15 protein-coding genes and 3 pseudogenes are annotated in these 23,832 nt (G+C 65.3%); 8 read left to right on the top strand and 10 right to left on the bottom strand.

The features are described 5' to 3' along the window. Positions 1–247: 247 nt before the first annotated feature. Together AB5J55_RS43510 and AB5J55_RS43505 are read right to left on the bottom strand one after the other, a co-directional pair. The gene (locus AB5J55_RS43510; RefSeq protein WP_369275886.1) at positions 248–853 is read right to left on the bottom strand and encodes an anti-sigma factor; all 606 of its coding nucleotides are present in this window, start codon (positions 851–853) and stop codon (positions 248–250) included. 132 nt (positions 854–985) lie between these two features. Continuing rightward, the gene (locus tag AB5J55_RS43505) at positions 986–1,561 is read right to left on the bottom strand and encodes an RNA polymerase sigma factor (RefSeq protein ID WP_369275885.1); all 576 of its coding nucleotides are present in this window, start codon (positions 1,559–1,561) and stop codon (positions 986–988) included. Between the two features lie 351 nt (positions 1,562–1,912). Between AB5J55_RS43505 and AB5J55_RS43500 the strand changes: the two genes are divergently transcribed. Then, the gene (locus AB5J55_RS43500; protein WP_369275884.1) at positions 1,913–3,823 is read left to right on the top strand and encodes a BTAD domain-containing putative transcriptional regulator; all 1,911 of its coding nucleotides are present in this window, start codon (positions 1,913–1,915) and stop codon (positions 3,821–3,823) included. A gap of 57 nt (positions 3,824–3,880) precedes the next feature. Next, a complete protein-coding gene (locus tag AB5J55_RS43495; RefSeq protein ID WP_369275883.1) occupies positions 3,881–4,930 on the top strand; it encodes a PAS domain-containing protein in 1,050 nt (349 codons plus the stop codon). Positions 4,931–5,934: 1,004 nt separating this feature from the next. Here the strand turns inward: AB5J55_RS43495 and AB5J55_RS43490 are convergent. After that, positions 5,935–8,802, bottom strand: coding sequence for an AAA family ATPase (locus AB5J55_RS43490; protein ID WP_369276478.1), 2,868 nt, complete (start codon positions 8,800–8,802; stop codon positions 5,935–5,937). A gap of 554 nt (positions 8,803–9,356) precedes the next feature. Continuing rightward, the gene (locus AB5J55_RS43485) at positions 9,357–9,776 is read right to left on the bottom strand and encodes a hypothetical protein (protein ID WP_369275882.1); all 420 of its coding nucleotides are present in this window, start codon (positions 9,774–9,776) and stop codon (positions 9,357–9,359) included. A gap of 242 nt (positions 9,777–10,018) precedes the next feature. Between AB5J55_RS43485 and AB5J55_RS43480 the strand changes: the two genes are divergently transcribed. The 5 genes from AB5J55_RS43480 (at position 10,019) to AB5J55_RS43460 (ending at position 13,907) form a co-directional block, all read left to right on the top strand. Next, entirely contained in the window at positions 10,019–10,660 is a 642-nt protein-coding gene (locus tag AB5J55_RS43480) for a DUF6529 family protein (RefSeq protein WP_369275881.1), read from the top strand. A gap of 57 nt (positions 10,661–10,717) precedes the next feature. After that, a complete protein-coding gene (locus AB5J55_RS43475; RefSeq protein WP_369275880.1) occupies positions 10,718–11,248 on the top strand; it encodes a Rieske (2Fe-2S) protein in 531 nt (176 codons plus the stop codon). A gap of 7 nt (positions 11,249–11,255) precedes the next feature. Next, positions 11,256–11,915 carry a hypothetical protein gene (locus tag AB5J55_RS43470; RefSeq protein ID WP_369275879.1) on the top strand — a complete coding sequence of 220 codons (660 nt, stop codon included), beginning with the start codon at positions 11,256–11,258 and terminating at the stop codon, positions 11,913–11,915. Between the two features lie 773 nt (positions 11,916–12,688). Further along, positions 12,689–12,907 carry a hypothetical protein gene (locus AB5J55_RS43465; RefSeq protein ID WP_369275878.1) on the top strand — a complete coding sequence of 73 codons (219 nt, stop codon included), beginning with the start codon at positions 12,689–12,691 and terminating at the stop codon, positions 12,905–12,907. A gap of 10 nt (positions 12,908–12,917) precedes the next feature. Further along, the gene (locus tag AB5J55_RS43460; protein WP_369275877.1) at positions 12,918–13,907 is read left to right on the top strand and encodes a serine hydrolase domain-containing protein; all 990 of its coding nucleotides are present in this window, start codon (positions 12,918–12,920) and stop codon (positions 13,905–13,907) included. A 2,334-nt stretch (positions 13,908–16,241) separates the two neighbouring features. Here the strand turns inward: AB5J55_RS43460 and AB5J55_RS43455 are convergent. From AB5J55_RS43455 to AB5J55_RS43440, 4 genes and pseudogenes are all read right to left on the bottom strand, one after another. After that, positions 16,242–16,589: pseudogene (locus AB5J55_RS43455) on the bottom strand (IS5/IS1182 family transposase); the annotation flags it as partial. A gap of 462 nt (positions 16,590–17,051) precedes the next feature. Then, positions 17,052–17,857, bottom strand: a protein-coding gene (locus AB5J55_RS43450; RefSeq protein WP_369275876.1) for an IS5 family transposase whose coding sequence is annotated in 2 segments (ribosomal slippage) — positions 17,052–17,537 and positions 17,540–17,857 — 804 coding nt in all. Because the reading frame shifts where the segments join, the coding sequence is not laid out codon by codon here. A gap of 595 nt (positions 17,858–18,452) precedes the next feature. Beyond that, positions 18,453–19,270, bottom strand: a protein-coding gene (locus tag AB5J55_RS43445; protein ID WP_369275875.1) for an IS5 family transposase whose coding sequence is annotated in 2 segments (ribosomal slippage) — positions 18,453–18,919 and positions 18,919–19,270 — 819 coding nt in all. Because the reading frame shifts where the segments join, the coding sequence is not laid out codon by codon here. 1,238 nt (positions 19,271–20,508) lie between these two features. Next, a pseudogene (locus AB5J55_RS43440) lies at positions 20,509–20,643 on the bottom strand (integrase); the annotation flags it as partial. A 59-nt stretch (positions 20,644–20,702) separates the two neighbouring features. Between AB5J55_RS43440 and AB5J55_RS43435 the strand changes: the two are divergent. Next, complete coding sequence (locus AB5J55_RS43435; RefSeq protein ID WP_369275874.1) at positions 20,703–20,852, top strand: hypothetical protein; 150 nt, start codon at positions 20,703–20,705, stop codon at positions 20,850–20,852. A gap of 52 nt (positions 20,853–20,904) precedes the next feature. On the opposite strand, the pseudogene AB5J55_RS43430 reads toward AB5J55_RS43435, so the two are convergent. Together AB5J55_RS43430 and AB5J55_RS43425 are read right to left on the bottom strand one after the other, a co-directional pair. Continuing rightward, positions 20,905–21,998, bottom strand: a pseudogene (locus tag AB5J55_RS43430) (IS630 family transposase). 169 nt (positions 21,999–22,167) lie between these two features. Next, positions 22,168–23,766, bottom strand: coding sequence for an acyl-CoA dehydrogenase family protein (locus AB5J55_RS43425; RefSeq protein ID WP_369276477.1), 1,599 nt, complete (start codon positions 23,764–23,766; stop codon positions 22,168–22,170). Positions 23,767–23,832 lie beyond the last annotated feature (66 nt).

Here is a 23,832-nt window from a genome sequence, read left to right as displayed (position 1 = left end):
GAGCCTCGCACGCGGCGGCGCTGTCGCTTAGGCAGCATCCGCGCTGAAAGAGTAGGGGTAGACAACGCTCACGTCCTTGATGACCGACCTGCTGCCCACGCAACCTCGAAGCCCTTTCCCGTCCCCCGGAGGGGGAGCCATCGGACGTGCCGGCGCAGTTGCCACGTGAGTCCTGCCTGCCTTGCAAGAGCGCTGGGGCAGTCCCCCGACAGAGTGGGTCAGCTCAGCACCTCGCGGCGCCGCGCGACTAACGGCTTTTGTCGGGCACATCTCCGGAAAGTACGATGTTGCCTGAGGAGGCCGGGCCTCCCCCTTCCTTTTGGAGTGTGACGGTCATTCTCGGGTAGTCAGCAAGTTCCACCCCTGCCCACAGAGTGACGTCGCTCTGGCCGTCGCGCAGATGAAAGGTGCCGATGGCTACTGCTCCACGCTCGCCGGTCACCCATCCTTCGTAGTAACTACCCTCGGGCGCAGGGGGGATCGCTTGGAAATCGGCCTCGATCGCCACTCCTGATGGTGTGTCACGCAGTGTGACATCAGCATGGCCCGCAGCCGACGCCGATGCGGTCAGTTGCATCCGTTGGCTTTCCTCATCCGTATCGAGAACAACACTGCCGACGGCAGCGGTCAGCCCGAGCAGCGCTACCGAGGCGGCTACCAGACCGATACGGCGGCGGGAGATTGTGCTGCGGCGGCGAAGCCTGGGGCGCATAGGCACAACGTTGCCCGCACCTCTCATCAGCTCGTGCATGACGCGCTGTTCGATCCCGTCGGGCACGACTACCCAGACAGCTTCCTGCCGGAGGATCTCATCGATAGGGCCGTCAGTAAGGAGATCCACTTCCCCGTCCATGGGAGCCCCATGCAGGTCCCGAATGTCCCGGTCCTCGCCCACTAGTCCTTCCTCACTGTGTTCGTCGGGGAGTTGCGATCCAACCAGCGGTACGGGCCCCATTTGTATATCGGTTCGTAACCGTCGGCCTGATCACCGGGAGGGTTCGTCTTCCGCGTTTTGCAGGTGGGCGAGAAGCTGGGCGAGGCGCCGCTGAGCCCGGGTGGTGCGGCTCTTGACCGTCCCCAGGGCAATACCCAGTGTCACAGCAATCTCACTTTGCGTACATCCTTCGAAGTACGCCAGTTGGAGCACCTGGCGTTCGTCGGGGTGGAGCTCTTCAAGCGCCTGCCGAACCTGCCACATGCGCCAGGCAGCGTCCATGGACGGCCCCTCCGTCGCGAAGTGACTCTCCCCCGTCCATGACTCATCCAGAGGCAGCTGCGTCGAAAAGCGGCGCTCTCGCCGGTATGTGTCCACGGCTGCGCGGCGGGTGATGGCGTAGAGCCACGGTTGCAGTTCACGCTTCGGATCGAAGCGGTCAGCGGCTCGCCACGCCTGGACGAACGCCTGTTGCACCGCCTCTGCGGCCAGCTCACGATCGCCCAGGAGGCTCAGTGCGGTGACAAACATGGGACCGGAGAATTTCCGGTACATCTCCGGCAGGGCCGTCTCGTCACCGCTACTGAAGCGTTCCTCGAGCGTGGAGGCATCGAAGGTCGTGGACATCTCACACACGGCACCAGCCGGCCGTCGCGGCCGCCGGCGCCGCCCTTGAGTCGTAGGTACGGAGCACGGCCACCCTGACGCCGACCACTCCCACGACGCTGTCGTCCGGCTGTCATGGGACTTTCGTCGCTCCGCCCTCCCCCTGAGAGACACACCCATGGAGCCGATACGGCGGCATGGGCGAGCGGAGACGTGGCGCGCCATCGAGGGATTGAGGGGTGGGGTGAGGGATCCTCCCGATACGTTGTCCCGGCCATCAGCGCGACGGTGGTCCCCCATGTCAGATCTGACTGCCGAGTGTCACCGGCCTCCGCGAGCTCCGTATGCGTCAATCGCCAGCGGGACTGTCGGATGACGGTGCTCTTCCGTGTACTTGGTCCACTCGACGTTGCAAATGTGCCCCTGGCCGCCTTCCGGCGAGCCCGCCGCAGACGTCGACTGCTTGCCACGCTTCTGTGCAGACGCGGCTCAGTCGTTCCTGAAGACGTTCTCTCCCATGTGGTCTGGGGAGCCGATGCACCCGTCGACGCGTCGGCAGCTCTGCACAATCAGATCCACCGGTTGCGGCAACTGCTGCCCGACGGGATGCTGCAAGCCTGCTCTCCCGGCTATGCGCTGCACGCACCCTCCGGCTCTGTTGATGCCGATGTCTTCGAGCGCTTGCTGCACCAGGTGCGGTCCCGAACCGTAGCCGAACCCGAAGCAGGACTGGCGACATTGGACAGCGCACTGGCCCTGTGGCGCGGCAGCTCCTATGAAGAGTTCACCGACGACGTGTTCTTCGCTGCTGAGGCCCAACGCCTCCAGGAGCTCTACCTTGTCGCGCACGAGGAACGTCATCGCCTGCTCATTGGCCTCAGCCGCGAGGGCGAGGCAGCAGCCGGCCTTACCTCCCTCGTCGCTGCCCATCCGCTTCGTGAAGGCCTGCGCGTACTACTCATGACGGCCTTCCACCGACTCGGACGGTCGGGAGACGCCCTGGCAACGTATGCCGACTACCGGCACCACCTCTCCGACGAATTGGGGCTGCAGCCATCACCCGTGATGTGTGATCTGCAGAAGGCCATACTGGAGAACCGCACCGCTCCGTGGCCGGGAACGTCAGTTGCGGCTCCAGACAGCGCCTGGACAGAACTCACCGTTGATTCCAGCCCTACCAGCACCCGAGGCCCTGTCCCCAGCCCACGCCAGCTCTTCGGAAGAGACACCGACCAAGATCTCATCTGCGAGCTGTTGAGAAGAAACCACACCGTGACGGTGACCGGCCCCCCGGGAGTGGGAAAGAGTTGGTTCATCCTCGGGATGGCCGAACGACTTGCAGCGAGATACCCGGGCGGGGTCACACACGTCTGCCTCGGCGAAGTCAGGATGGCACCGGATCCGCGCCAGGCTGTGCGTGCGGCTCTTAACCATGCGCGTGCGCAGGGCGCCTCTTCGATGGCGGGAAGCGGGGCGCGGATTGTCCTCCTGGACGACTGCGACGGCCTCCCTCATGCCGCCCGACGTGACCTCCTTGCCCTGGCCGATTTCTCCCGTGGAGATACGGTCCTGGCCGCGAGCCGAAGCCCCCTCGGGTGCGGTGAGGAGCGCGTTCAGCCTCTCGATGTGCTGCCGGTTCCTGAACCTGAGGCAGACCTGTCGACGATCAAGGCAGCTGCGGCCGTCCAGTTGTTCCTAGAGCGCGCTGAGAGAGCCGGTGCCCAGCTGGCCTTTCCCCCGGAAACTCTTCGGGTGGTCGCAGAGCTGTGCCGTCGGCTCGACGGTCTTCCCCTCGCGATCGACCTGGCCGCCGCACGCTGCCGCTCGATGTTTCCCGAAGAGATTCTGACTCGGCTCGATGACGCCGCTGTGCTGCTGCAATCTCCCTCCCGGCATGACCGACACCGCTCCCTGACGAGCGCGGTCGAGAGCTCCTACATCCTGCTGACTGCCCTGCAGCGCCAAGTCCTCGAGTGCCTGTCCGAGTTGCCTTACCCATTCCGTCTGCTCGAGGCGGAAGCAGCATGCGCGTCGAGCGGCATCCCTCAAGAAGCCGTCGCCCCCTCTCTCGACGACCTGGTCAATCATTCGCTCATCCTGGCACGTCGGAAGCAGGGCGATATCTCCTTCGTTGTACCCAGGCCCTTCCGCAACTTGGTGTCCAGCAAAACCTTGCTGCAGGACAACTGCCAGACAGGTGGACGCCCTTGCCTGCACTATGCACTCTCCGGAGCTGACGCTGATCTCCACTGCTGTCCGCCGGCGATCCCGGAGCGGAGCTAGAACGTGGACACGGCATCAACGAGGTCGAAGGACCTCCGGGCACCTGCAACTTCGCAGGTGCCCGATGCGGACGCGCAAGCCTGGCTGAACACGGTCAGCGGAGCCCTCCGCCCCTTCCTGGAGCACAATCCAGCCGCCGTATTCCTGCGTGATGGTGAGGGATATTTCGTATGGGCGAATGCCGCCTACACCCGGCTCCTGTGCGGATCATACGAGGGCGGCCTGCAGGGGCGAAGGCTCGATGAGGTTTTGCCCCGCAAATACGCCCGCCTGTACCGACAGCTGGACGAAGCCGTCATTGAGAAGGGCACCCCGCTGTATGACAGCGTTCCCTTTCCACGCCAAGGGGGATCAGGAAGTGCACTGGGTTTCAGGTTCCCGGTCGAGCTCGTTGGCCACGGCCGCGGAGTCGGAGGGGTCTATATCGACGCATCCGAGCTGCAAGAGGTGCGTCATCGGTGGGCCGTGGCCGACGAGTGTTTCCGCGCCGTGTTCGACCATGCGCTGTCCCCCATGGCCATGCTCGACATCCGCGGACGTATTACAGATGCCAATCCAGCATTCTGCAGCCTCTTTGGGCTCTCCTGTTCCGCCTTGCGCCAGCGCCGCCTTACGGACTTGGTGGATTTCGAGGCCGAGACTCCGGCCGGGGATCCCTGGCAGCAACTGATCAACGGCGGGCGCAGCCGCCTCCAGGTTGACGTCAGCGGGCTGCAGGAGGACGGGGCGCGCTTCACAGCCCGCATGACGACCACCCTGGTGCGGCGTCTGGACGGTACTCCCTCCAGAGCCGCCTGCACACTTGGCGGGATCACAGCTGCCGTGCCTGAGACACCGAAGTTGACCCCAACTGAGCTGAGCCTTCTGCTCGCACTGGCAGCCGGCGCGACGAATGCAGAGCTGCAGCGCAGCGTGCTGCTGGCTCGCCAGACCGTGGACTATCACCTCGCTAAGCTGCGGACCATACTTGGCGCAGACTCGCGCGCCGCGCTCGTTGCACGCGCCTACGCGACCGGAGTTCTCCTGCCCGGCTGTTGGCCACCCCGTGCATCAGCGGGCGTTCAGACCTGCGATCGACCGGAGGGCCGGAGTACCACCCGCGCATAGGCTTGCGACCGCGACTGAGTCGCCCGAGGCGGACATAGCAGCAACTCGGGACCAGCCTTCGCGCCTTATGAAAGACGCGGTCGGCTCATCGTCGGAGCACGGGCTCCCTGCCGATCTGCCCCCGCTTAGCGGTCCCCTGAGCCTCGGGGAATTGTGAACTTGAGTTCGTCTACGATTGCTTGCACCCCAGGTGGTGCCACGCGGTGACTGTGGTCTTGGACGCCGTACGCCACCTCCACGACGGCGCCATCGATAGAGATCGTTCTCCACCGCGAATACGTGCGGAGAAGCCCCGCGCGTCCGTGCACACGCACCACACACTCATCCCACGGGAGCAGCGACTCAAGCTGGTCCGAAGGACACCATGCCTCAAGGACAGACGGTAGATACCTCATTTGGACTTCCTGGCGACTCTCGATGTTCTCCGCAGGGAAACTGCCCATGCCCGCAGGGTGGAATGACGAGCACTTAGAACAGCGCGCGCTCCCCGACCGGCACACCAAAGGCAGAAAACGCCGCCACTGCCTGCAGGGGGATCACAACGGAGAGGGGTGCAGGCAGTGGCGGCGCTGCCAGCAGATCAGTGGTCCTGGTCCCTGCCCGCCGATCCGCCAGCACCTGGCTGTACGTCTGGTCTGGCGTCATCGGTTCTCATACTGCTGACACCTTCTTTGACCTACGCAGCAGGACAGCGGTGCTGCCGGCTTCCCAGCGACTCGTGGCCTCTCATGTGGGGGTCGTGCGGCGGAGCGCTTGTTGTGGTCGATCGACCATCCTGAGCTGGGAGGCCGCCTCCTGCCTTGTGGAGCCGGTGCCCGAAGAGGCACAGCCGTATTTCTTTCGGCCTTGTGCTGGCCGGTTTCTTTCGGCCTTGTGCTGGCCGGCAGGTGCTCCACGGCCCCGGCACCACGCTGACCAGGCTGCTCAGGCCGAGGAGGCGGGTAGCGATGGATGGATCCGGTGCCGGCCGGTGGCGGTCGCCAGGCCATAGGGCCAGCTCCATTTCACTTGGTCTCGCGGCTGTCCTTGGTCTGTTCGGCATCTCCCAGAGCTGCAGCCCGTTGCAGCTCCATAGCCAGGGCCACGCGCGTACGCACACCCAGTTTGACGAAGATGGAACTGAGGTGGCGTTCCACGGTCTTCTCACTCAAGTACATCGCCGCCGCGACCTCCCGGTTCGTCAGCCCGCGGCAGACGTACTCTGCGACCTCTCTCTCCCGTCCACTCAGTGACGCCAATCCATGACCTGGCTGTCCCCGTCCGCCGCTGCGCGACACCTTGACGCCGAGTCGGCGTAGTTCGCGGGTGGTCTCGGCTTCCAATCGTGATGCACCGCAGACGGTGAAGTCCGCATGCGCAGCGCGCAGTTCCTCAACCGCCGCCTCGCTGTCGCCCAGGGCTGCAAGTGCCCGCGCTAGAACCACGCGGGCCCGGGCAGCCTCAAGCGGCCTGCTGGAAACCGTGAAGGCGGCGACTGCCGGTCTGGCCCGCACGGCAGATTCGTGGGCCTTTCCCGCAGCCATGAGGACGTGGCTCTCGGCCAGAGCAGCAAAACCTGCCGGGTGGGAATGGGCTGTACCTGGGGTGGTTCGTTTGGCCCGATCCGCCCACTGCCCCGCCAGTCGGGTGTCGTCCTCCGCGAGGGCAGCCTGGGTCAGCAGCTCATACCATGCCGGGCGACTGGGCGGATCAATCAGGTCCAGGTCCGGGCCGCCCGCCGCCACTGTTACCAGGGCGGCGCATGCTGCTGGGTCCCCCTCGGCAAAACGTGCCTGACCGAGCGTGGCCTTCGCCAGGGCCGAGAACCACCCCGGTTGGGCATTGGCCAGCTCGGCAGCTCTCTGCCCTGCCCGGATGGCTTCCGTCACCTTTCCCTGCAGGACAGCCACATCGCAAAGATGGGTAAGTGCGATCATGCTGAGGTGATCGCTACCGGCGATGTCGGCGAGCTCACAGGCCTCCTCCAGGCATGCACGCGCCTCAGACAGGCGGCCCACCGAGCGAAGAGCGCCGCCTTGTACGACAAGCAGGTGGGTGAGCACGTGGGCCTGGCCTGAGGCGCGAGCGACCTCGGATGCCCTCTTCAGCCGCCTCAGCGCCAGGTGGTACTTGCCCATCTGCGCATCGGCGCGCGCCGTCCACACGACGGCCTGAAGCTGAGACGTGAGTTCAGCCTTGGCCATGGCGTCGATAGCGCGGCCGGCGGCCCGGGCATGAACTGCACCGTTTTCCAGGTCTCCGTACGCGACGAAAGCGAACCCCAGGACCGCACACGTGTAAGCGCTTGACGGCACCGAGCGGTCGAGATCAGTGCGGCCTGCGGCGTCCCGTGCCAGGCGATGCGCACCAGAGAAGTCCCCGTGCGCAATCCGTACCGTACTCAGCTCCAGCCGCAGCGAGTGGGACTGCTGCAGCGCACCAGGCGGTAGTGTGCTGATCTCCCGATCGAGCAGGGCTGCCGCCTCATCGCATCGGCCCAGGCTCTGCGCGGCTCTAGCCGCCCCGACAATCGCACGGTATCTCAGTCGCAGAGACCGGCCAGGCAGCAGGGCCAGAGCCTCGAGGAAGGCCTCTTTGCTGTCATCAGGCCGGCCGGCCTGCAGGAGCGCCTCTCCGTGGGCGATGGCCAGTCGCCCACGCTGCCCTCGGGCAGAGGCTTTGTCGGGCAGAAGGTCAAGCACTGCTCGGTACCATCGCGCAGCAGTAGCAGGGTCGCGCCAGCGAGTGGCTACCGCCGCCCGCAGCAATGCGCGGATGGCCCTGGCGTCCCCAACGGTGGCCGAGTGCTGCACGTGATGGGCCCACAGCTCAACCGGAGCCGCCCTGGCGCACAGCGCCGCAGCAGCACGCACATGCGCCGCTCGTCGCCACCCGGCGCCGACCGCCTCATACACCGCCTGTCTGAGCAGCGGGTGCCGGAAGGCGAAGGACCCGTTCGTGGCGGCGCGCCGGACAATGTCACGGCGAGCAAGCTCGTCGAGCCACGCGCCCGCCTCGTCCGCCGGCAGTCCCAGAACAGACGGAAGAAGTCCGGGATCGAATTCAGCTCCAAGGACAGCGGCAGCGCCAGCTGCTTGGAGCGCTTCGGGCGAGAGTGTGTCGAGTTCGGCTCCGAGCATATGGCAGACCTGGCCCTCAAGGCCTGACGCGTGCTTCTGAGCGGCAAGGACCTGCAGGTACAAGGGGTTGCCACCGCTGAGCGCGTGCAGTCGGGACACGTCGTTGCGGGATGTCTCTTCACCCAACAGCGTGTGAACCTCACGCTGTGACAAGGGGCTCAGCGAGAACCGACGTGCCCTGCCTGCCTCCGTCAGCTCGTCGATGGCGGCGCCGACGCGATGCGGGGCCTGATGAGGACGATAGGCCACGCCAACAAGGACCTTCTCAGGCGCAGACCGGCGCATCAGGTAGGTGAGGACGTCAAGGGTCTGGGGGTCTGACCAGTGCAAGTCATCGAAGAGAAGCACCACGCCCCGGTCCCGCGCGAGCCGCTCAAGCATGAGGTGTACCGCGCCGTAAACCCGGTGTCGGTTCGGCGCGACCGGAACAGCAGTCTCGTCGGCCGCCAAGGAAGGGACGACGCTCAAGATCTCACGAGGGAGGCCCTCGCAGATCGCTAGCAGCTCCTGTTGGTGCTGCACCACCAAGGCATCGAGCGCATCAGTAAGCGTCGCGAAGGGGACTTCGTGGTGCTCTTCGGAGGCACGAGTTGTCGTGACCAATGCCCCGGCAGCTTCCGAGCGGTGCCGGAACTCCGCCAGCAGTCTCGTCTTGCCCATCCCAGGCTCTCCCGTTAGCGCCACCAGCCAGATGGGATCACCAGGCCGATTCAGCGCTCCGCCCCAAGCAGCAAGCTCCGCTGTCCGGCCCACCAGTGGCACCGCATGGCGCGTACGTGGGTTGATAAGGCACTCCTTACACGACGCCGCGGTCTCGCTGACCGGACAGCAACCTGCGCACCCCGGCCTGCTGTACGAGGAAGTAGGCGTGGTCGGTTGAGAAAAATCCACCCGGCCATGACTGAGCCGCACCGCCCGGCCGACGAGGTCGTCTCAATGCAGGGCAACCGCTGTGATGCCGCATCGTTTTGCGGCCGGGCATGAAGCGTGCCCATCTGCAGGTTAATCACTTCCTTTGCGGGGCGGGCACGGGGCATCGAGGAACTGGTCGTCAGCCGTGCCGTGCCCTGTCCATGGAGCCAGTGCCTTCGATGTCGGCCCTGCCGGGGCCTCAACGAAGCTTCGCTAAAGGTGGCGTCTCGCCGTGGAGCAAGGGCGATGGTGGAGGAGGCGGGGCGGTAAGTGGCCAGAATGGGGGCTCGAGCGGTGCAGCCGACGCCTCCCTGTCAGGGAAGGGCGAATGCAGAGGCCAGCTGATGAAACCTTGGCCATGGGAGGCGCGCCCGGTGTGGCATGTACGGAGGCGCTCAGAACAAAAACGGTTCATCCAGCAGCGCCTTTGCGAAGGCTCGGTCAAGTGCCGCGGCGATTTCCTCTCCATGTAGAGTTCCGCCACTGCCCCGGAAATGGGAATCGACCATGCGGATAGGCATTTCGATGAGGGTTCCAGCGTCGAATACCGTACCGAAATCCACGTCTATCCATGCATCGTATAGCGGTTTATCAGGGGCCTTAGCCGACACTACCTGCCATTTGTGCAAGCAATCATACGTATGCAGGCTTTCACCGCCGAACTCTGCGATCCGGGCCAGTGCTTGTACGGGATCCTGGACCTGCTCCCCCAGGTAGTTCCTGCAGTGGATCAACAGCTGCCTGCGGGTGATCGCAGGCAAATCGACCAGATCACCATAAGCGATAGCCACGGGCGCGGTGAAAATGAACTCCATGCTCGAGCCTTTCCAGCGATGAAGCCGTCTAGTGAGCCGCGCAAATCTCAGCCCGTTTCCTCTCCGGCACGAGCCACACGTGACCAGTCTCCTGACCATCGGTACGGTGACACGGCCGTCCTCGGTTCAAAGCCCCCCTCTCCCCCGGCGTGGCTGGCGTGGCCCGCCGATGATCCTCTTCGCCCCGCGTCAATGCCGCAGCTCACGATCGTGGCGCATGGCGTCCTCGGCAAGCCCAATCCATGCGAACCAGTCAGCACGTCTCGGGCGTACAGCGGACGAGGACCGGCACTCCGAACGGGAACGATCACATGGCAAAGCGGCACGCGGCCAGCTCACGATCAAAGGGCACAGGAGTCCTTCTCATAGTGGCTCTCTTCGGTGCGCTCGTGGCGGTGGCACTCGGCATATACGGGCGTGTGCACACGGCGACGGGGCGGCCATTGGCCCTGCTCATCGGTTTCACCGGCATGACCCCCATGAAGGCATGGCTGGCAACGGCAGCGGCCGTACTGGCCATAACCCAGCTGCTCTCCGCAGCGTGGATGTGGGGGCGCCTGCCCGGTGCAGGACCCGCCCCCTCATGGGTGCCACAAGCTCACCGCTGGCTCGGCGCCATCGCGTTTTTGATGACCCTGCCCGTTGCCTACCACTGCCTGTGGAGTCTGGGCTACAGCACCTTCGACCTGCGCACCTCGGTCCACTCGGCCGCAGGATGCGCATTCTACGGCGCGTTCGCCACCAAGATGCTCGCCCTGCGCGTCCGCTCAGTGCCGTCCTGGTCACTACCGATCCTCGGCGGCCTCCTCTTCACGCTGTTGATAGCAGCCTGGGCGACCGCATCGTTGTGGTACTTCACCCAGCCCGGCGTACCACTGTTGTGAAGTGCTCGAGAACTCTTCCCGTGCAACTCGTCCGCAGTCGTGCCAAGAAGGAGACACATGACCAGCCATCACGATGACCTCGAAGTCGCAATGCCAAGGGACACGGTGCATCGGCGCAGACTCCTCATGGCCGCAGGCGCCGTCGCAGCGGGTTCCGCGCTCAATGCCTGCGTAGTGCCCGCCCAGCAGGAGCCGGCCGCGCCGGCGGCGCCGCCCGCGGCGCCGGAAGAAGCGGGGAGCAGCCCGGAGCAGCCCTCGGGAGAAGGAAACTCCGCCGATGGCGGTCAGGTTCCTGAGGCGACGCCCCCGCTCGCCCAGCTCAGCGAGGTTCCGACCGGTGGCGGACTCATTCTCAAGAAACAGAAGGTTGTGATCACTCGAGACTCAAGTGGCACGGCGCAAGCGTTCTCTGCCATCTGCACACACCAGGGATGCGCAGTCACCTCAGTGAGCGGTGGCACGATCAATTGCGCATGCCATGGGAGCAAGTTCGATGCCAGCACCGGTCAGCCGGTGGCTGGACCCGCAAAGAGCCCTCTCCCCCCGGTCGCCGTCGAACAGCGTGGCGACGCGATCTACCCCGCCTGAGCACGAGATGGGCATGTTCAAGAACCTACCGACAATGGCATGGGTCATCGGATCGACCGTCGCCCTTGCCGCACTCAGCCCCGTCGTCGGCCAAGCAGTGACCACGAGCCCGGCCACCGTGCAAGCACCCTCGGCCTCCCCGGCCGAGACCATCGCACCAGGTGGCCAGACACCCACGCCTCCGGCCCAGCCCACCCCCCAAAGCTCGCCCACCGAAGCAGGCGGCGTACCGACCGCGCAGGCGGTCGTAGTGCAGCAAGCCACCACCAAGCTGGGGGCAACAGCCGTCGACGGTGACGGTCACACCCTCTACCTGTCAGTCCTCGACGGTACCAACCCGCCCAAGTCCGTCTGCCTCAGCGGCCAGTGCCTCCAGGCGTGGAAACCGCTCTACCTGCCCGACGGGGAGGCGAAGCCAACGGCCGGCAAGGGCGTAGACCCAGCGTTGCTCGGCTCGCTCAAGCGGGCCGACGGAACCTGGCAGGCCACACTCGGGGGCTGGCCGTTGTACCGCTTTGACAAAGATCAGGCACCGGGCGACGTACTGGGTGAGGGACTCAAGGGCACATGGCATGCGATAGCGCCGGACGGCAAGAAGGCCAAGGGCAACAGCCCCGATGTCCAAAGCGCAGTCGCCCAACAGGAGCGACAAACGTCAAGTCGGTGAGCGCAGAGCCAGCAGGTCGCCCGCCGTGGTCAAAAGCCAGGGCGGTGAAAGCCCTGAGTGGGCTGCATGCAGCGATCGTCGCGGTCCATGCCGACTTCCCAGTTGCGCCGGCCAACCACAGCCTTGCTTCCCCAGTCTCTCCGGCTAAGGAGGACTAGGTTATCGTGGCTGTGAGGCTGCATGCGTTTCAACGGTCACATGTCCCTCGGGGCCGTCCTCGAGCTCCCCTCCCAGCGCCAGGCCGACTTGGACCGGGCCGAAGCCCGCTTGTCCTGTCAGTCACCGCTCCCACCTGCCGAACTGCGGTGCTCCGCAGGGATGTATGTTATTCGACCGTCCATCGCGTGCAAGACATGACGCTTCGCAATGAGCAACGCTACGTCGATGTCATTGACCACCAGACCGTCGGGCATGTGTGGTGCAACCCAGCGTCCTTCGAGACGTTCCCAGGTGATGCCGTACTCATCAGAGATGCAATCGCCATCGCAGAACGCATCGGGCAGGTCTGCCGGGGACCCTGTAGTGAATCCCTCTGGGGGACGTGAGTTCTTGGCGAGGTTAACGCCCATGACGGCCGACTTCCCTGGTATCAGTCAAAGGAGTCTGACCGGGAGTAGCCGCATAGGAGCGGCAGCTGCCCGGGGCCTCCGGTCTTACGGTTGCGACGCAGTGAGGGTCGGTGAAGTACCGTGCAGCGCCTTGCGGCTACGCTCCCTCGTACAGTCTTGATGAACAGTTCGTCGCGAAGTACGTCATCGGATCGCCAGGACACCATGGCCATCAGGCAGGCACGTGACGGCGGTAGTTGGCGACCGCCCAGCCAGCCCCTGTCGGTGCAATACCTCCACCTGGACGACGAACCCATCGTCTACACCCGCGCTGCCACGCGCCCCGGCGCCGAGATCTGTATCAAGCGGGTCCGTCGCCGCAATCCCAAGTCCCGCGCATGGTGCGCCGCCGTCGCCGAGGCCTTCGAAGAGCAAGCCGAATGAGAGCTGGAACATGTCACTGGATGCAATCGACAAGATCGCCGAGGAAACGAACTTTTCCGGCGTGGTCTGGGTAGACCACGCGGGTGAGATCGAGTTCGCCAAAGCGTACGGCCTGGCCAACCGCGCCTACCACGTCCCCAACACGGTGGACACCAGGTTCGGGATCGCCAGCGGCAGCAAGGGGTTCACCGCGCTCGCCGTGCTCTCCCTGGTCGCCGATGGCGTCCTAGATTTGACCACCACCGCCCGATCCCTACTCGGCACCGACCTGCCCCTCGTGGCCGATGACGTCACCGTCGAGCACCTACTCACCCACACCTCCGGCATCGGTGACTACCTGGACGAGGAAGCCGACATGGAGATCACCGACTACCTGGTGGGGGCCGTCCACGAGTTGTCCAGCACCGAGGCGTTCCTTCCGCTGCTGGACGGCCACCCCACCAAATTCCAGGCCGGGGAACGGTTCGGCTACTGCAATGGGGGCTTCGTGCTGCTGGCCCTGCTGGCCGAGCGGGCCAGCAGCATCGGCTACCACGACCTGGTGCGGGACCGGGTGCTCCGCCCTGCCGGCCTGACCCGCACTGACTTCCTGCGCTCGGACGAACTCCCGGCCGACGCCGCGGTCGGCTATCTGCCCATCGACGGGGTGGACCGCTCCAACATTTTCCACTTGCCGATACTGGCCACCGGCGACGGCGGCCTCCACTCCACCGCCGCCGACATCTCCACCTTCTGGCGGGCATTCTTCGCCGGCGCGATCGTGGAATCCGTGGCCGAAGTGGTGCGGCCCCGATGTGACGTACCCGAGGAGTCCCTGCGCTACGGCCTCGGATTCTGGCTGCACCAGAACACCGACACCGTCATCCTGGCCGGGTGGGACGCCGGCGTATCGTTCAAGTCCACCCATGACCCGCACACCGGCACCACCCACACCGTCCTGTCCAACACCTCCCCCGGCGCCTGGCCTCTGGCCCGACACCTGGACGGCATCAGGCCTTGAGGACCGGACAATCAGCGTCAGGTTCTCTGCGTGTAGACCTGAGCGATCAGCAAGCTCAGTGTCCCGAACCCGCTCCGCCAGATCTTGGCTCGGCCAAGTCTCTGTCACCTGCGGCCTCAACGAGCGCCTTACCAGCCCGTGAGTTGGCAAACATAGTGACCGCCCGATGGCACCGCAGGTTCCAGTGGCACCTCCCCCACCAAGTGATCCGATGAACTGCGTCACGACGTAAAGACAGTCGACCATCAAATCCGGCCCAAGGCGATCCCCAGGGTCGGAGGTCGCACGCCGCCCACAGCTCAGCGGTGGAGTATGAGCACGGGTGGCACGCGGCCCTGGTAGACCTGGGCACCTATCGGGGCCGCTCCCCTTCCGCTGGCGGCATGCCTCCGGCGCCTATAGGACAGCACCCGACGGCGCACGCCAGGCCTGCACTGCGGTCAAAGATGACGTCGCGCATACCGCCTCACGGGGCTGTGCAGCCACACCAGTCGCCCCTGCAGGAATCGCGAGGTGACGGAGAAGCAGTAGCGCGGGCCATGGGGGAGCAAGCAGTACCCGCGGGCAATCTGGCGGCGGGCGGAAAGCCAAGAACCGCAACTCGCTGGGTTAGCTCACCGGAAGAACCGACCAGCCCCCTGTGTCCGTAAACCTGTGCGAAAGAGGCGCCCGAGACACACGGTACCCTCGCTTCGCATCAGGGCACAGAGGGCCTTGGGTGCATTGGACGTGTTCGAGGATGAGGGTGGGTTCGTCTCAGAGGACGACCAGCCTGCGCTGAGACCCGCCCTCCTCGCCTGCAATTGCCTGTGGGCTTGCCCCCTCTCCCCCAACGCCCGGGTGCGTCTCGACCAGACTCCCGCAGCCACGCTGCCGGGCATTTCCCCTGATGCTCAATTTCAGAGGATGAAGTTCAAATGCGCACTCACCTGGCCCGATCACCGCAACAGAGCTCGCGCTTCCACCTCTTGCTGGCCCTCTCGCTGGATCCCCCCGCGAGTGGCTCATTGGCAGCCCGCATGAAGCGGGCAGGCTTGCGGAACCTGGCAGTGCGCGCATGGGGGGACCAATGCGCCTACCAGGCCCTGCTCGACTCCCATCGCAGCCTGGTGGTGCTCGATGCCCCAGGTAGTTGGTCCACAGAGGATCTAGTAGCGCGCGTGCGGGCGCTGTTCTTGCTAGCACCGGTAACTGTGGCAGCTCCGCCAAGTATTAAGGCAGAAGTCCTGCTCAACGCCGGGGCGGTCAACGTCGTCTCCCGTGAGGCACCCGCTGGAGAGATCAGCGCTCGGCTGCGGGCCGACCTGCGGTGGACCACAACAATGAACGATGAGATCCGTCCCGCCAGCATCCCACCTCACCCCCGTATTCCGCGATCCCAAAAGATCCTTGCCGGGATCCTCGCCCGCGCACCGCGACCAGTTTGCTGCCACGACGTCCGCTTGCTGCTTGGTGGGCCCCGGCATCCACTGAGCCTCCCGGCCGTCCGAAGCCGCGTACAACGCCTCCAGCCGCACTTCACACGAGGCGGTCTACGACTGGTGACAGAACACTCTTGGGGCAGGGACGTCTATCACGTCGAAACGCTCCTGTGAGCTGCTCTGAGTCCCAGGCAGTGCGCGTATCTCGGCCGGCACTTCAAATGCTCCTGGGACAGCAGGTTGAACCGATGATGAGCTGGCGGCCGGTCCGCCTGGCCTCCAATCAACATCCGCTGGCCGCAGCAGACACGTAGATGTTGCAGCGCGACAACGAATCCGGCGCCCAACGACCCTTGATCCGCATGCGGACCCAAATGTGCGTTGACGTTCGCCAGTTCACCTGCGGACCAAAGGGGTGCCCACCAGAGCGCCGAGGTGGTGAGGCCAAGCTTATTGCGTCCGCCGCCGCTGCGAATGCTCGCTACCTCGACGACGTCGGGCCCGAGCCGCCTACCGTGGCCACCTCGTCGAACGGTCCAAGTCCCTGGCGTAACCACCTCAACTGACTTTGTCGGTGCCGCTCCTCAGACGGCCGGACGTCCGGCGTGCGGGGGTAGACGCCGCCGCGAAGGGCTGTGATCCATCCGGTCCGACCGCTACGTATTGTCGGCAGGATCCACTGCCCGCCCACTCCACGAGGTCGGGAGAGGGCGAGCGCGGTCCGCCAGGAGCCGCCCCAGCTCCCCGTGAAGGCAGGGGCGGCTCCACACCCTTACGTGCCTCGATCAAGCCCCCTTTTTCACGACCAATCTGCCGCGCGGACAGGCGCATCAAGGGGCCCAAGGCTGCCTTCCTCGCCGTTTCTCCTCATGCAGCTGCTGCGCGAGGGCGGCACCTTGAAGTTCGCCCCACTACGGTAGTTCTTACTAGATTCGGCCACGCTGCGATCACGGGTGGGCACCAGGGTGCCGTCGACGATGTAGACGGTGACTTTGCGCGGCACGGCGGGCCGGCGAGATGGCCAGCAAGGGCGAAGATGCGGTCGGCCCCAGACTTCGAGACCCCGATCAACGGCGCCACCTGCCGCACGTCAGGTTCGTGCGCCAGCACGTCGCCACCAGCACTACCCGGTTCTCCAGCGCAGCCGCCAGGGACGGCCGCGATGAACGTCACCACCGCGACGCCGCACCAACACCACCAGCCTGGTTAAGTGCGACTCGGTCAGCCCGGAGAGCGGCTCGATCCATTTCGGATCACCCACTGAAAATCACCCCACCCGCCATGCCGACTTGGCTGTGACCGCGACATTCCGCGATGTCGTCCGTACTCGCGGCCTGGTGTCCGCAGGAGCGCACCGCTGGCACTGCCTGCCCTACGGGTAGCAGATCGAGCGGACCTTAGTCTGGCCGCACGGCACGAATCTGCGCATCCGCTGCGAACGGCGCCGATCCCTCTCAAGCATTCCTGACAATCGCCGGCTTCCTGATCACCCATCGACAAATCACCTTATGGGTAGCCGTTTTGAGGGCAGGGGCAGCAGGAATAGCTTCCTTTCTCATCCTGGCCGTGCGGCGGGTCTCGGCCCTTCAAGCGACTCCGTACGGGCAAAGAACACGGACTGGGGTTCGTTCGGCGACCTCGAACCGCAACCCACTGGGGGCACGTACAGCGACGCAGAACCACGAAAGGGTAGGTCAGTCGGAACCATTGGCTCTAACAACGGCTAACACAATGAGCCGAGTTGTCGGTGAGCGATCAGGCAGCAGGCGAGTTTGAGGAACGCTTCGTGCATGTCTGCCCGCCGTTCCCACCGGATCCGCAAGCGTCGAAAGCCGTGCAGCCACGCAAAACTCCGCTCGATCACCCAGCGGTAGGTGCCCAGCCCAGTGCCGTGTCGGGTGCCACGGCGAGCGATGGCCGGCACGATGCCGCGCTCGCGGACCTGGTCGCGGTAGATGTCGTGGTCGTAGCCGCGGTCGGCGAACAGCGAGTCTGGCTTGCGGCGCGGACGGCCCACTCGGCCGCGGACGGGCGGGATCGCGTCGAGCAAGGGGATGAGCTGGGTGACGTCGTTGCGGTTGCCGCCGGTCAGCAGGACCGCGAGCGGGGTGCCATGTCCGTCGGTGATCAGGTGGTGCTTCGAGCCGGCCCGGCCCCGGTCGACCGGCGACGGGCCCGTATGGCTCCCCCTTTTAACGCCCTGACGTGGGAGGAGTCGACCACACAGCGGGACCAGTCGAGTTTGGCCGCTGCGTTCAGCTCAGCCAGTAGGACCTCGTGCAGCCGCTGCCATACACCGGCTTCGTTCCAGTCCCGAAGACGTCGCCAGCACGTCATGCCTGAGCCGAAGCCAAGTTCCTGGGGCAGGTACTCCCACTGGATCCCGGTGTGCAGCACGTAGAGGATCCCACACAGCACCTCCCGGTCCGGCAAGGGCTTGCGGCCCGGATACCGCAAGCGGCGCTCACGCTGCGGCAGCAACGGCTCCAGGCGGTCCCACAGCTCATCCGACACGATCCACGGCGACATCCCCACGACAGACCGAACGCTCAACTGCCCTGACGGCAACGGCCATCAGCGCCGATCCACCTCATTGTGTTAGCCGTTGTAAGTCAACCAACTTCGGAATACGGATGTGATCGTCATGTGCGGCTATACCAGCTAACGCCACCTCAATGGCTCCCGTAGCGCGGCTTCGGCAGGGCGGCGCACGGAGGCGTGGCCGGACCACGATTCGGGTCCTTGCACCGGCCTCGCGCCTTACGGAAGGGGGGCACCTGGCCGCTGGAGCATCGGCCGCAGGCGGCGGGCCGCTCTCGGCAGATCGTTCACTCAGTACTCAGGCGTGGGGATTACCGACGGCGGCTCCGCCTGCCGGGCAACCTGAACTGCCGTCGTCCAAAACGACGCGAACATGGCCACAGGCTGCTCATCATCGACGCGTTGACTACGCCGCACGGCACTGACACACACGCCGAGGGGGCCACGCCCTGTGCGCGCACGCCGGTGACGGCCGCAGTTGATGGTCAAGCGGCCTGATCCGCTTGAAGCCGTGTCGACCAGGCGCAATCAGGCATCCAACACATTGGCGCACGAGGTGCTCTGCTACAGGCACTTACTGGCCCTAACAAAGCCTCTTGACGTGCCGGTGGGTGATCAGGCAGACGGCGAGGCCGAGGAAGGCCTCGTGGATGTCGTCGCGTCGTTCCCAGCGGATCCGCAGGCGGCGGAAGCCGTGCAGCCAGGAGATCGTCCGCTCGACGACCCATCGGAAGGTGCCCAGACCGGTGCCGTGCGGCTGTCCACGCTCGGCGATCACCGGCCGGATCCCGCGCTGCCGCAGAAGCCGGCGGTACTTGTCGTGGTCGTAGCCACGGTCGGCGAAAAGCATGTCGGGCCGCCTGCGCGGCCGGCCGACGACTCCCGCGACGGCCGGGATCTTGTCCAACAGGGGCAGCAGTTGGGTGACGTCGTTGCGGTTTCCGCCGGTCAGCGACACCGCGAGCGGGATCCCCTGCCCGTCGGTGATGATGTGGTGCTTGCTGCCCGGGCGTGCGCGGTCGACCGGACTGGGTCCGCTTTTGGGCCCCTGCGTGCGGCCCGGACATGGGAGGAGTCGATCACCGCCCGCGACCAGTCCAGCTGGTTCCTTGACCGCAGCTTGTTCAGCAGAAGCTGGTGGAGCTGGTCCCAGACGCCCGCCTCGTTCCAGGTCGCCAGCCGGCGCCAGCAGGTCATGCCCGACCCGAAGCCGAGCTCCTGGGGCAGATACTCCCACTGGATGCCGGTGTGCAGGACAAACAGGATGCCGCACAGGGCCTGCCGGTCGGGCACCCGCGGTCGCCCTTCCACCTGCTTCGGCGGCGGCTCGGGCAACAACGGCTCGATGAGCGACCACAGTTCGTCCGACACGATCCACGGCCGCGACTGACGCTTCCCCATGACCACATCAACGAGCGATCAACCCGACAGTCACATGATCAACCCGCTTTTGTTAGAGCCAGTTAAGCACTTGAAAGGTATACTCCATGTCTACATCGTCCACCCTCCGCCACGTCTGTGCTTGCCTTCTCGTGTGCCTCGGCTTCGCATGTGCTGGCACAGTCGTTACAGCGCCGTCAGCACACGCTGCGGAGCCCCACACTCAGCGCGGGACGCCGACGGCATCACCTGACCTCGTACACCTCCTCGCCGACCCCGTGGGCAGTACTGGCACGAACCACAACGAGGTCCTGCTGTCACCGTGAGGCCTTCACCCTGTTGTGCAATTTGCCGATGGCCGTGGTTTGTCGGTGGCTTCTGAAAAGTGGACCACTGGTGGCCTTCGAGAGTTGACACCCTTCAGAGGTCTGGCCCGTTGAGTCAGGCCGGGAGGAAGGGTGATCGACGTGTAGGACTGGGCGGAGATCCGCCGGTTGCACCGGGCCGAGCAGATGCCGATCAGGGCGATCGCGAGGCATCTGGCTATCTCAGTACCAGCGGGCCTTGAGGGGTTCGATCGTCGCCCGCGGTCGAGCCGGAGATCCGGGACATGCTGAAAGCGGTTCCCGGACATGCTGGCGACGGTGATCGCGGAACGGCCGGCTGGACGCAGTCGTACTCGGTGCTCAAGCGGCGGTCCGTGAACTACGGCCGACCCACCGGGCCGCAGATCCGGTCTCGCGAACCGGTGAACCGGGTGAAGTCGCGCAGTGCGATCTGTGGTTCCCGCCCGCGGAGTTCCCGCTCGGGTTCGGGCAGACGGGCAGCCCACCGGTGCTGGGGATGGTGTCCGGCTACTCGCGGTGGATCACGGCGAGGATGCTGCCCACGAACCGCGGGCGGACCTGATCGCCGGGCGCTGGCGACTGCTGACCGGGCTCGGCGCCGTCCCCAGGGCCCTGGTCTGGGACAACGAGGCCTCCGTCGGCTCCTGGCGAGGACGGCGGCCCCAGCTGACGGAGGACTTCGCCGCGTTCGCCGGGTTGCTGGCGATCCGCTCTGACAGTCGGGCCTGCAGAGTGTGGAGGATGCGCCGGTTGGCCTTGGCCAGCCAGTCGGCCAGCTGGATGTCGCAGTCGCTCGGCGAGGCGAAGATGCGCCCGGGCAGGAAGCTGGTCTCTAGGTGGCCGTTGGCCCGCTCGACCAGCCGCTCCGGGCCTTGTAGCTAGTGCGGTGACCACAAACGATCACCGGCTTGGTCACCCAACCCGGGACTGAGGACGACCCCACAGGCGGTGTCGTTCACGCCGTACCCGGGCACGTTGCCGACGCTGCGCGGCCAGCACACCCGGCTGCCGGTTGTTCGCGTTGTGCCACCGCAGATACGCTTGCAACTTCCCACCGGCCGAACTATGACCCGGCCTCGGGCCTCCAAGATCCGTGGAGAGAACGCATGAGCGATGTTGGCTTGGGCATCGAACCGGTGCTACTGGGCGACGGCGTCCGCTTCTCGCCCCCAAGCCTCGACAGGATCGACCTGGAGCCTTTCAGCAACACCCAGTCGGGCGCCATCACGATGCTCCGCTTCCGTGTGCGAAAGTAGGCGCGGCCCTCCAACAGCTAGCGCGGTGACCACGAACGTTCGCAGAGTTTGATCACGCCGCCTTGGCGCGGGGGCGGCCCCAGCGCTGTTGTCGTTGGCTGCGGATGCGGGCGCGTTCGCAGCGCTGGGCGGCCAGGACGTCGGGATGGCGCGAGTTGGCGTTACGCCACCGCAGGCAGGCGTGCAGCCTGCGGGCGAGCACGGCGTGGTTGGGATGGTTCGAGTCGCCCATCACAAAGGTCCGCAAGGGCCCGAACTGGGCCTCGATCGGGTTGTCCCAAGACGCGTAGGTCGGGGTCAGGCACAACTCGACCTTGTTCTTCTTTGCCCAGGCGCGGATGGTGGGGTCTTGTTCGCCGACAGGTTGTCCATGATCACGTAGATCGGGGCGCCGTCGGGGCGGGCGGCCCAGATTGACTTCAGGGCGGTCAGCGAGTGGTCACCGCCTTTGCGGCTGCGGATCACGCCCCACAACTGGTCATCGCCCAGGGAGTAACAGCCGTGGAAGTAGCGGATGCCATGAGTGCGGCGGTAAGTCGCCGGCAGCCGGTCCGGACGCGACCGCGGCGCCCACGTCGATCCATGGCAGGGCCGAATCACGAAGCAACCCTCGGGGAAGTGGCTGGTGACGTACTCGATCCGATCCAGCTTGGCTTCCTGGTCCGGGTCCCGGGATTCCTTCCAGGTCCGGGTGCGCTGGAAGGTGATCCCTCGCGCATGCAGGATCTGCCGGAGCCGTTCCCGCCCGATCCGCACGCTGCGGGCGGTGCCGGTGGCCAGATAATCGGCGAGCTTGCGGATGCTCCAGTGCGTGAACGGACGCCCCAGCCTCGCTGGGCGTGTGGTGACCGTCTCGACAATGAAGGCGATGTCATCGTCGCTGATCAGGCGGAGACGGCCTCCCGCCCACTTAGGGTCCAGACAGGCCAGCCCCTTCTCGTTGAATGCGTGGATCACATCCCGGACGGTGTCTTCGTCCGCAGCGACCAGCCGGGCGATCGCCGGCACCGGCGTCCCGGACGCCGACGCCATGATCATCATCGCCCGGCGGACTCGGATCGATTCGCCTCTGCCTCGCCGCACGATGTGGGTAAGCCGCTGACCTTCCTGGTCACTCAGCCGACGTGCCCGAACCGGCTCTGCCACCCGATGGCCTCACTCTCAACAGCGATCTGGTCACTATCGAGACTGAGGCCGACAAGCCCCACCATCACGGACGCCAACCGGCGTGTCACCAACCCGGTGAAGTAGGTGGTCACCGCACTAGGAAGCGGTTGACGACCGTGGCTAGCTCTCCTGGCTGACTCTCCGTCACTCAGATGGTACAAGCCCCTTCGACGATGGCTTTCAGGTTGGCTTCTGGAGGCAGCGTGCCGAGCGTCTGGCCCCAGTCTCCGCCCAGCCGGGTTGCACAGAACGCGTCGGCCACAGCCGCGCGTCCATGACGAACCAGTAGCGAAGCCTGCAGAGCTGTTGCCATCAACTCCGCAATACGACGCGCGCGTACTTCAAGCCACGTCGCGTCCGACAGCTCCTCCTGGATCCGCTTGGACGCCTCATCCAGATGACGGTTCCCGCCGCGAGCTGCGTCGATTTCTGCCTTGAATGCCTCGATCGTTGATGGTTCGCGTGAGATCGCGCGCAGTACGTCAAGGGCTGCGACGTTTCCGGATCCTTCCCAGATCGAGTTGAGCGGTGCTTCGCGATACAGGCGCGGCATTCCTGAATCCTCAACGTACCCGTTGCCCCCGAGGCACTCCATAGCCTCTGCCAAGTGCGTCGAAGCGCGCTTGCAGATGTGGTACTTGGTGACGGCTACGCCGATTCGGCGTAGCGCTGCCTCGAAGGTGTCGCCTCGCTCGGCTCTGTCAGTTGCGGCGGCGAGTCGCATCGTGACCGCCACAGCAGCCTCACTCTCGAGGACAAGATCAGCCAATACGTTGCGCATCATGGGTTGGTTCACCAGCAACTTCCCGAACACCCTGCGGTGTTGGGCGTGGTGCAAAGCGTTGACCAAGCCTGCGCGCATGAGTCCGGCGCTGCTGTTGATGGCGCATAGCCGCGTCGCATTGACCATGGCGATGATCGTTGGTACGCCTCGGCCTTCCTCACCTACGGGCCAGACCAGTGCGTCGTCGTATTCAATCTCCGATGATGCGTTGGACCTGTTTCCCAGCTTGTTCTTTAGTCGCTGAATCCTCATGCCGTTGAGGCTGCCGTCGGGGAGTACCCGTGGAAGGAAGAAGCAGGTGGGCCCCTGAGGAGCCTGCGCAACGACGAGGAAGACGTCACACATGGGCGCCGAAGTGAACCACTTATGCCCAGTGAGTCTGTAGGCACCATCTCCGGCAGGAACCGCCCGGCTGGTATTGGCGCGGATGTCAGATCCTCCCTGTTTCTCAGTCATCGACATGCCGGCCAACAGGCCCGCCTTGCCCAGCGGGGGGCGAAGGCCGAAGTCGTATTGACGCGCGGAGAGCAGGGGCTCGTACTGTCTAGCGAGCTCAGGGGCACTCCTCAAGGAAGGGACCACCGAGTACCCCATGTCGATCGGGCAGGTGTGCCCGGCCTCTACTTGGCTCATCAGGTACTGCTTTGCCGTGCGTGCGACGTGAGCGCCGGGCCGGGGCTCTTGCCAGGCACTTCCGGTGAGGCCAAAGGTGACTGAGGCTGTCATCAGTTGGTGCCAGGAGGGGTGGAACTCCACTTCGTCGACCCTGTGCCCGTAGCGATCGTGGGTGTGAAGGACTGGGAGGTGCTCGTTCGCGAGGCGGCCCCACTCCCGGGCCTCGCGACTCCCCGCAAACTCGCCGACCTGCCGTAGCTCTGCTTCGGCCCACCCTGCTCCTTCACGGTGCAGCGCTTCTAGGAGGGCCCGATCATCCGCTGAGTTATGGTCAGGCAAGGGAGGCACCTGATTCTCCACCTGATGCGTCTCAAACAACACATACCTCCCCCTATGAGAGCAACTCGCGCTGTT

This window comes from Streptomyces sp. R11 (assembly GCF_041051905.1).
Lineage (GTDB): Bacteria > Actinomycetota > Actinomycetes > Streptomycetales > Streptomycetaceae > Streptomyces.
Note: the sequence above shows the minus strand (reverse complement) of the source record. Positions and strands in the feature narration are given on the sequence as shown.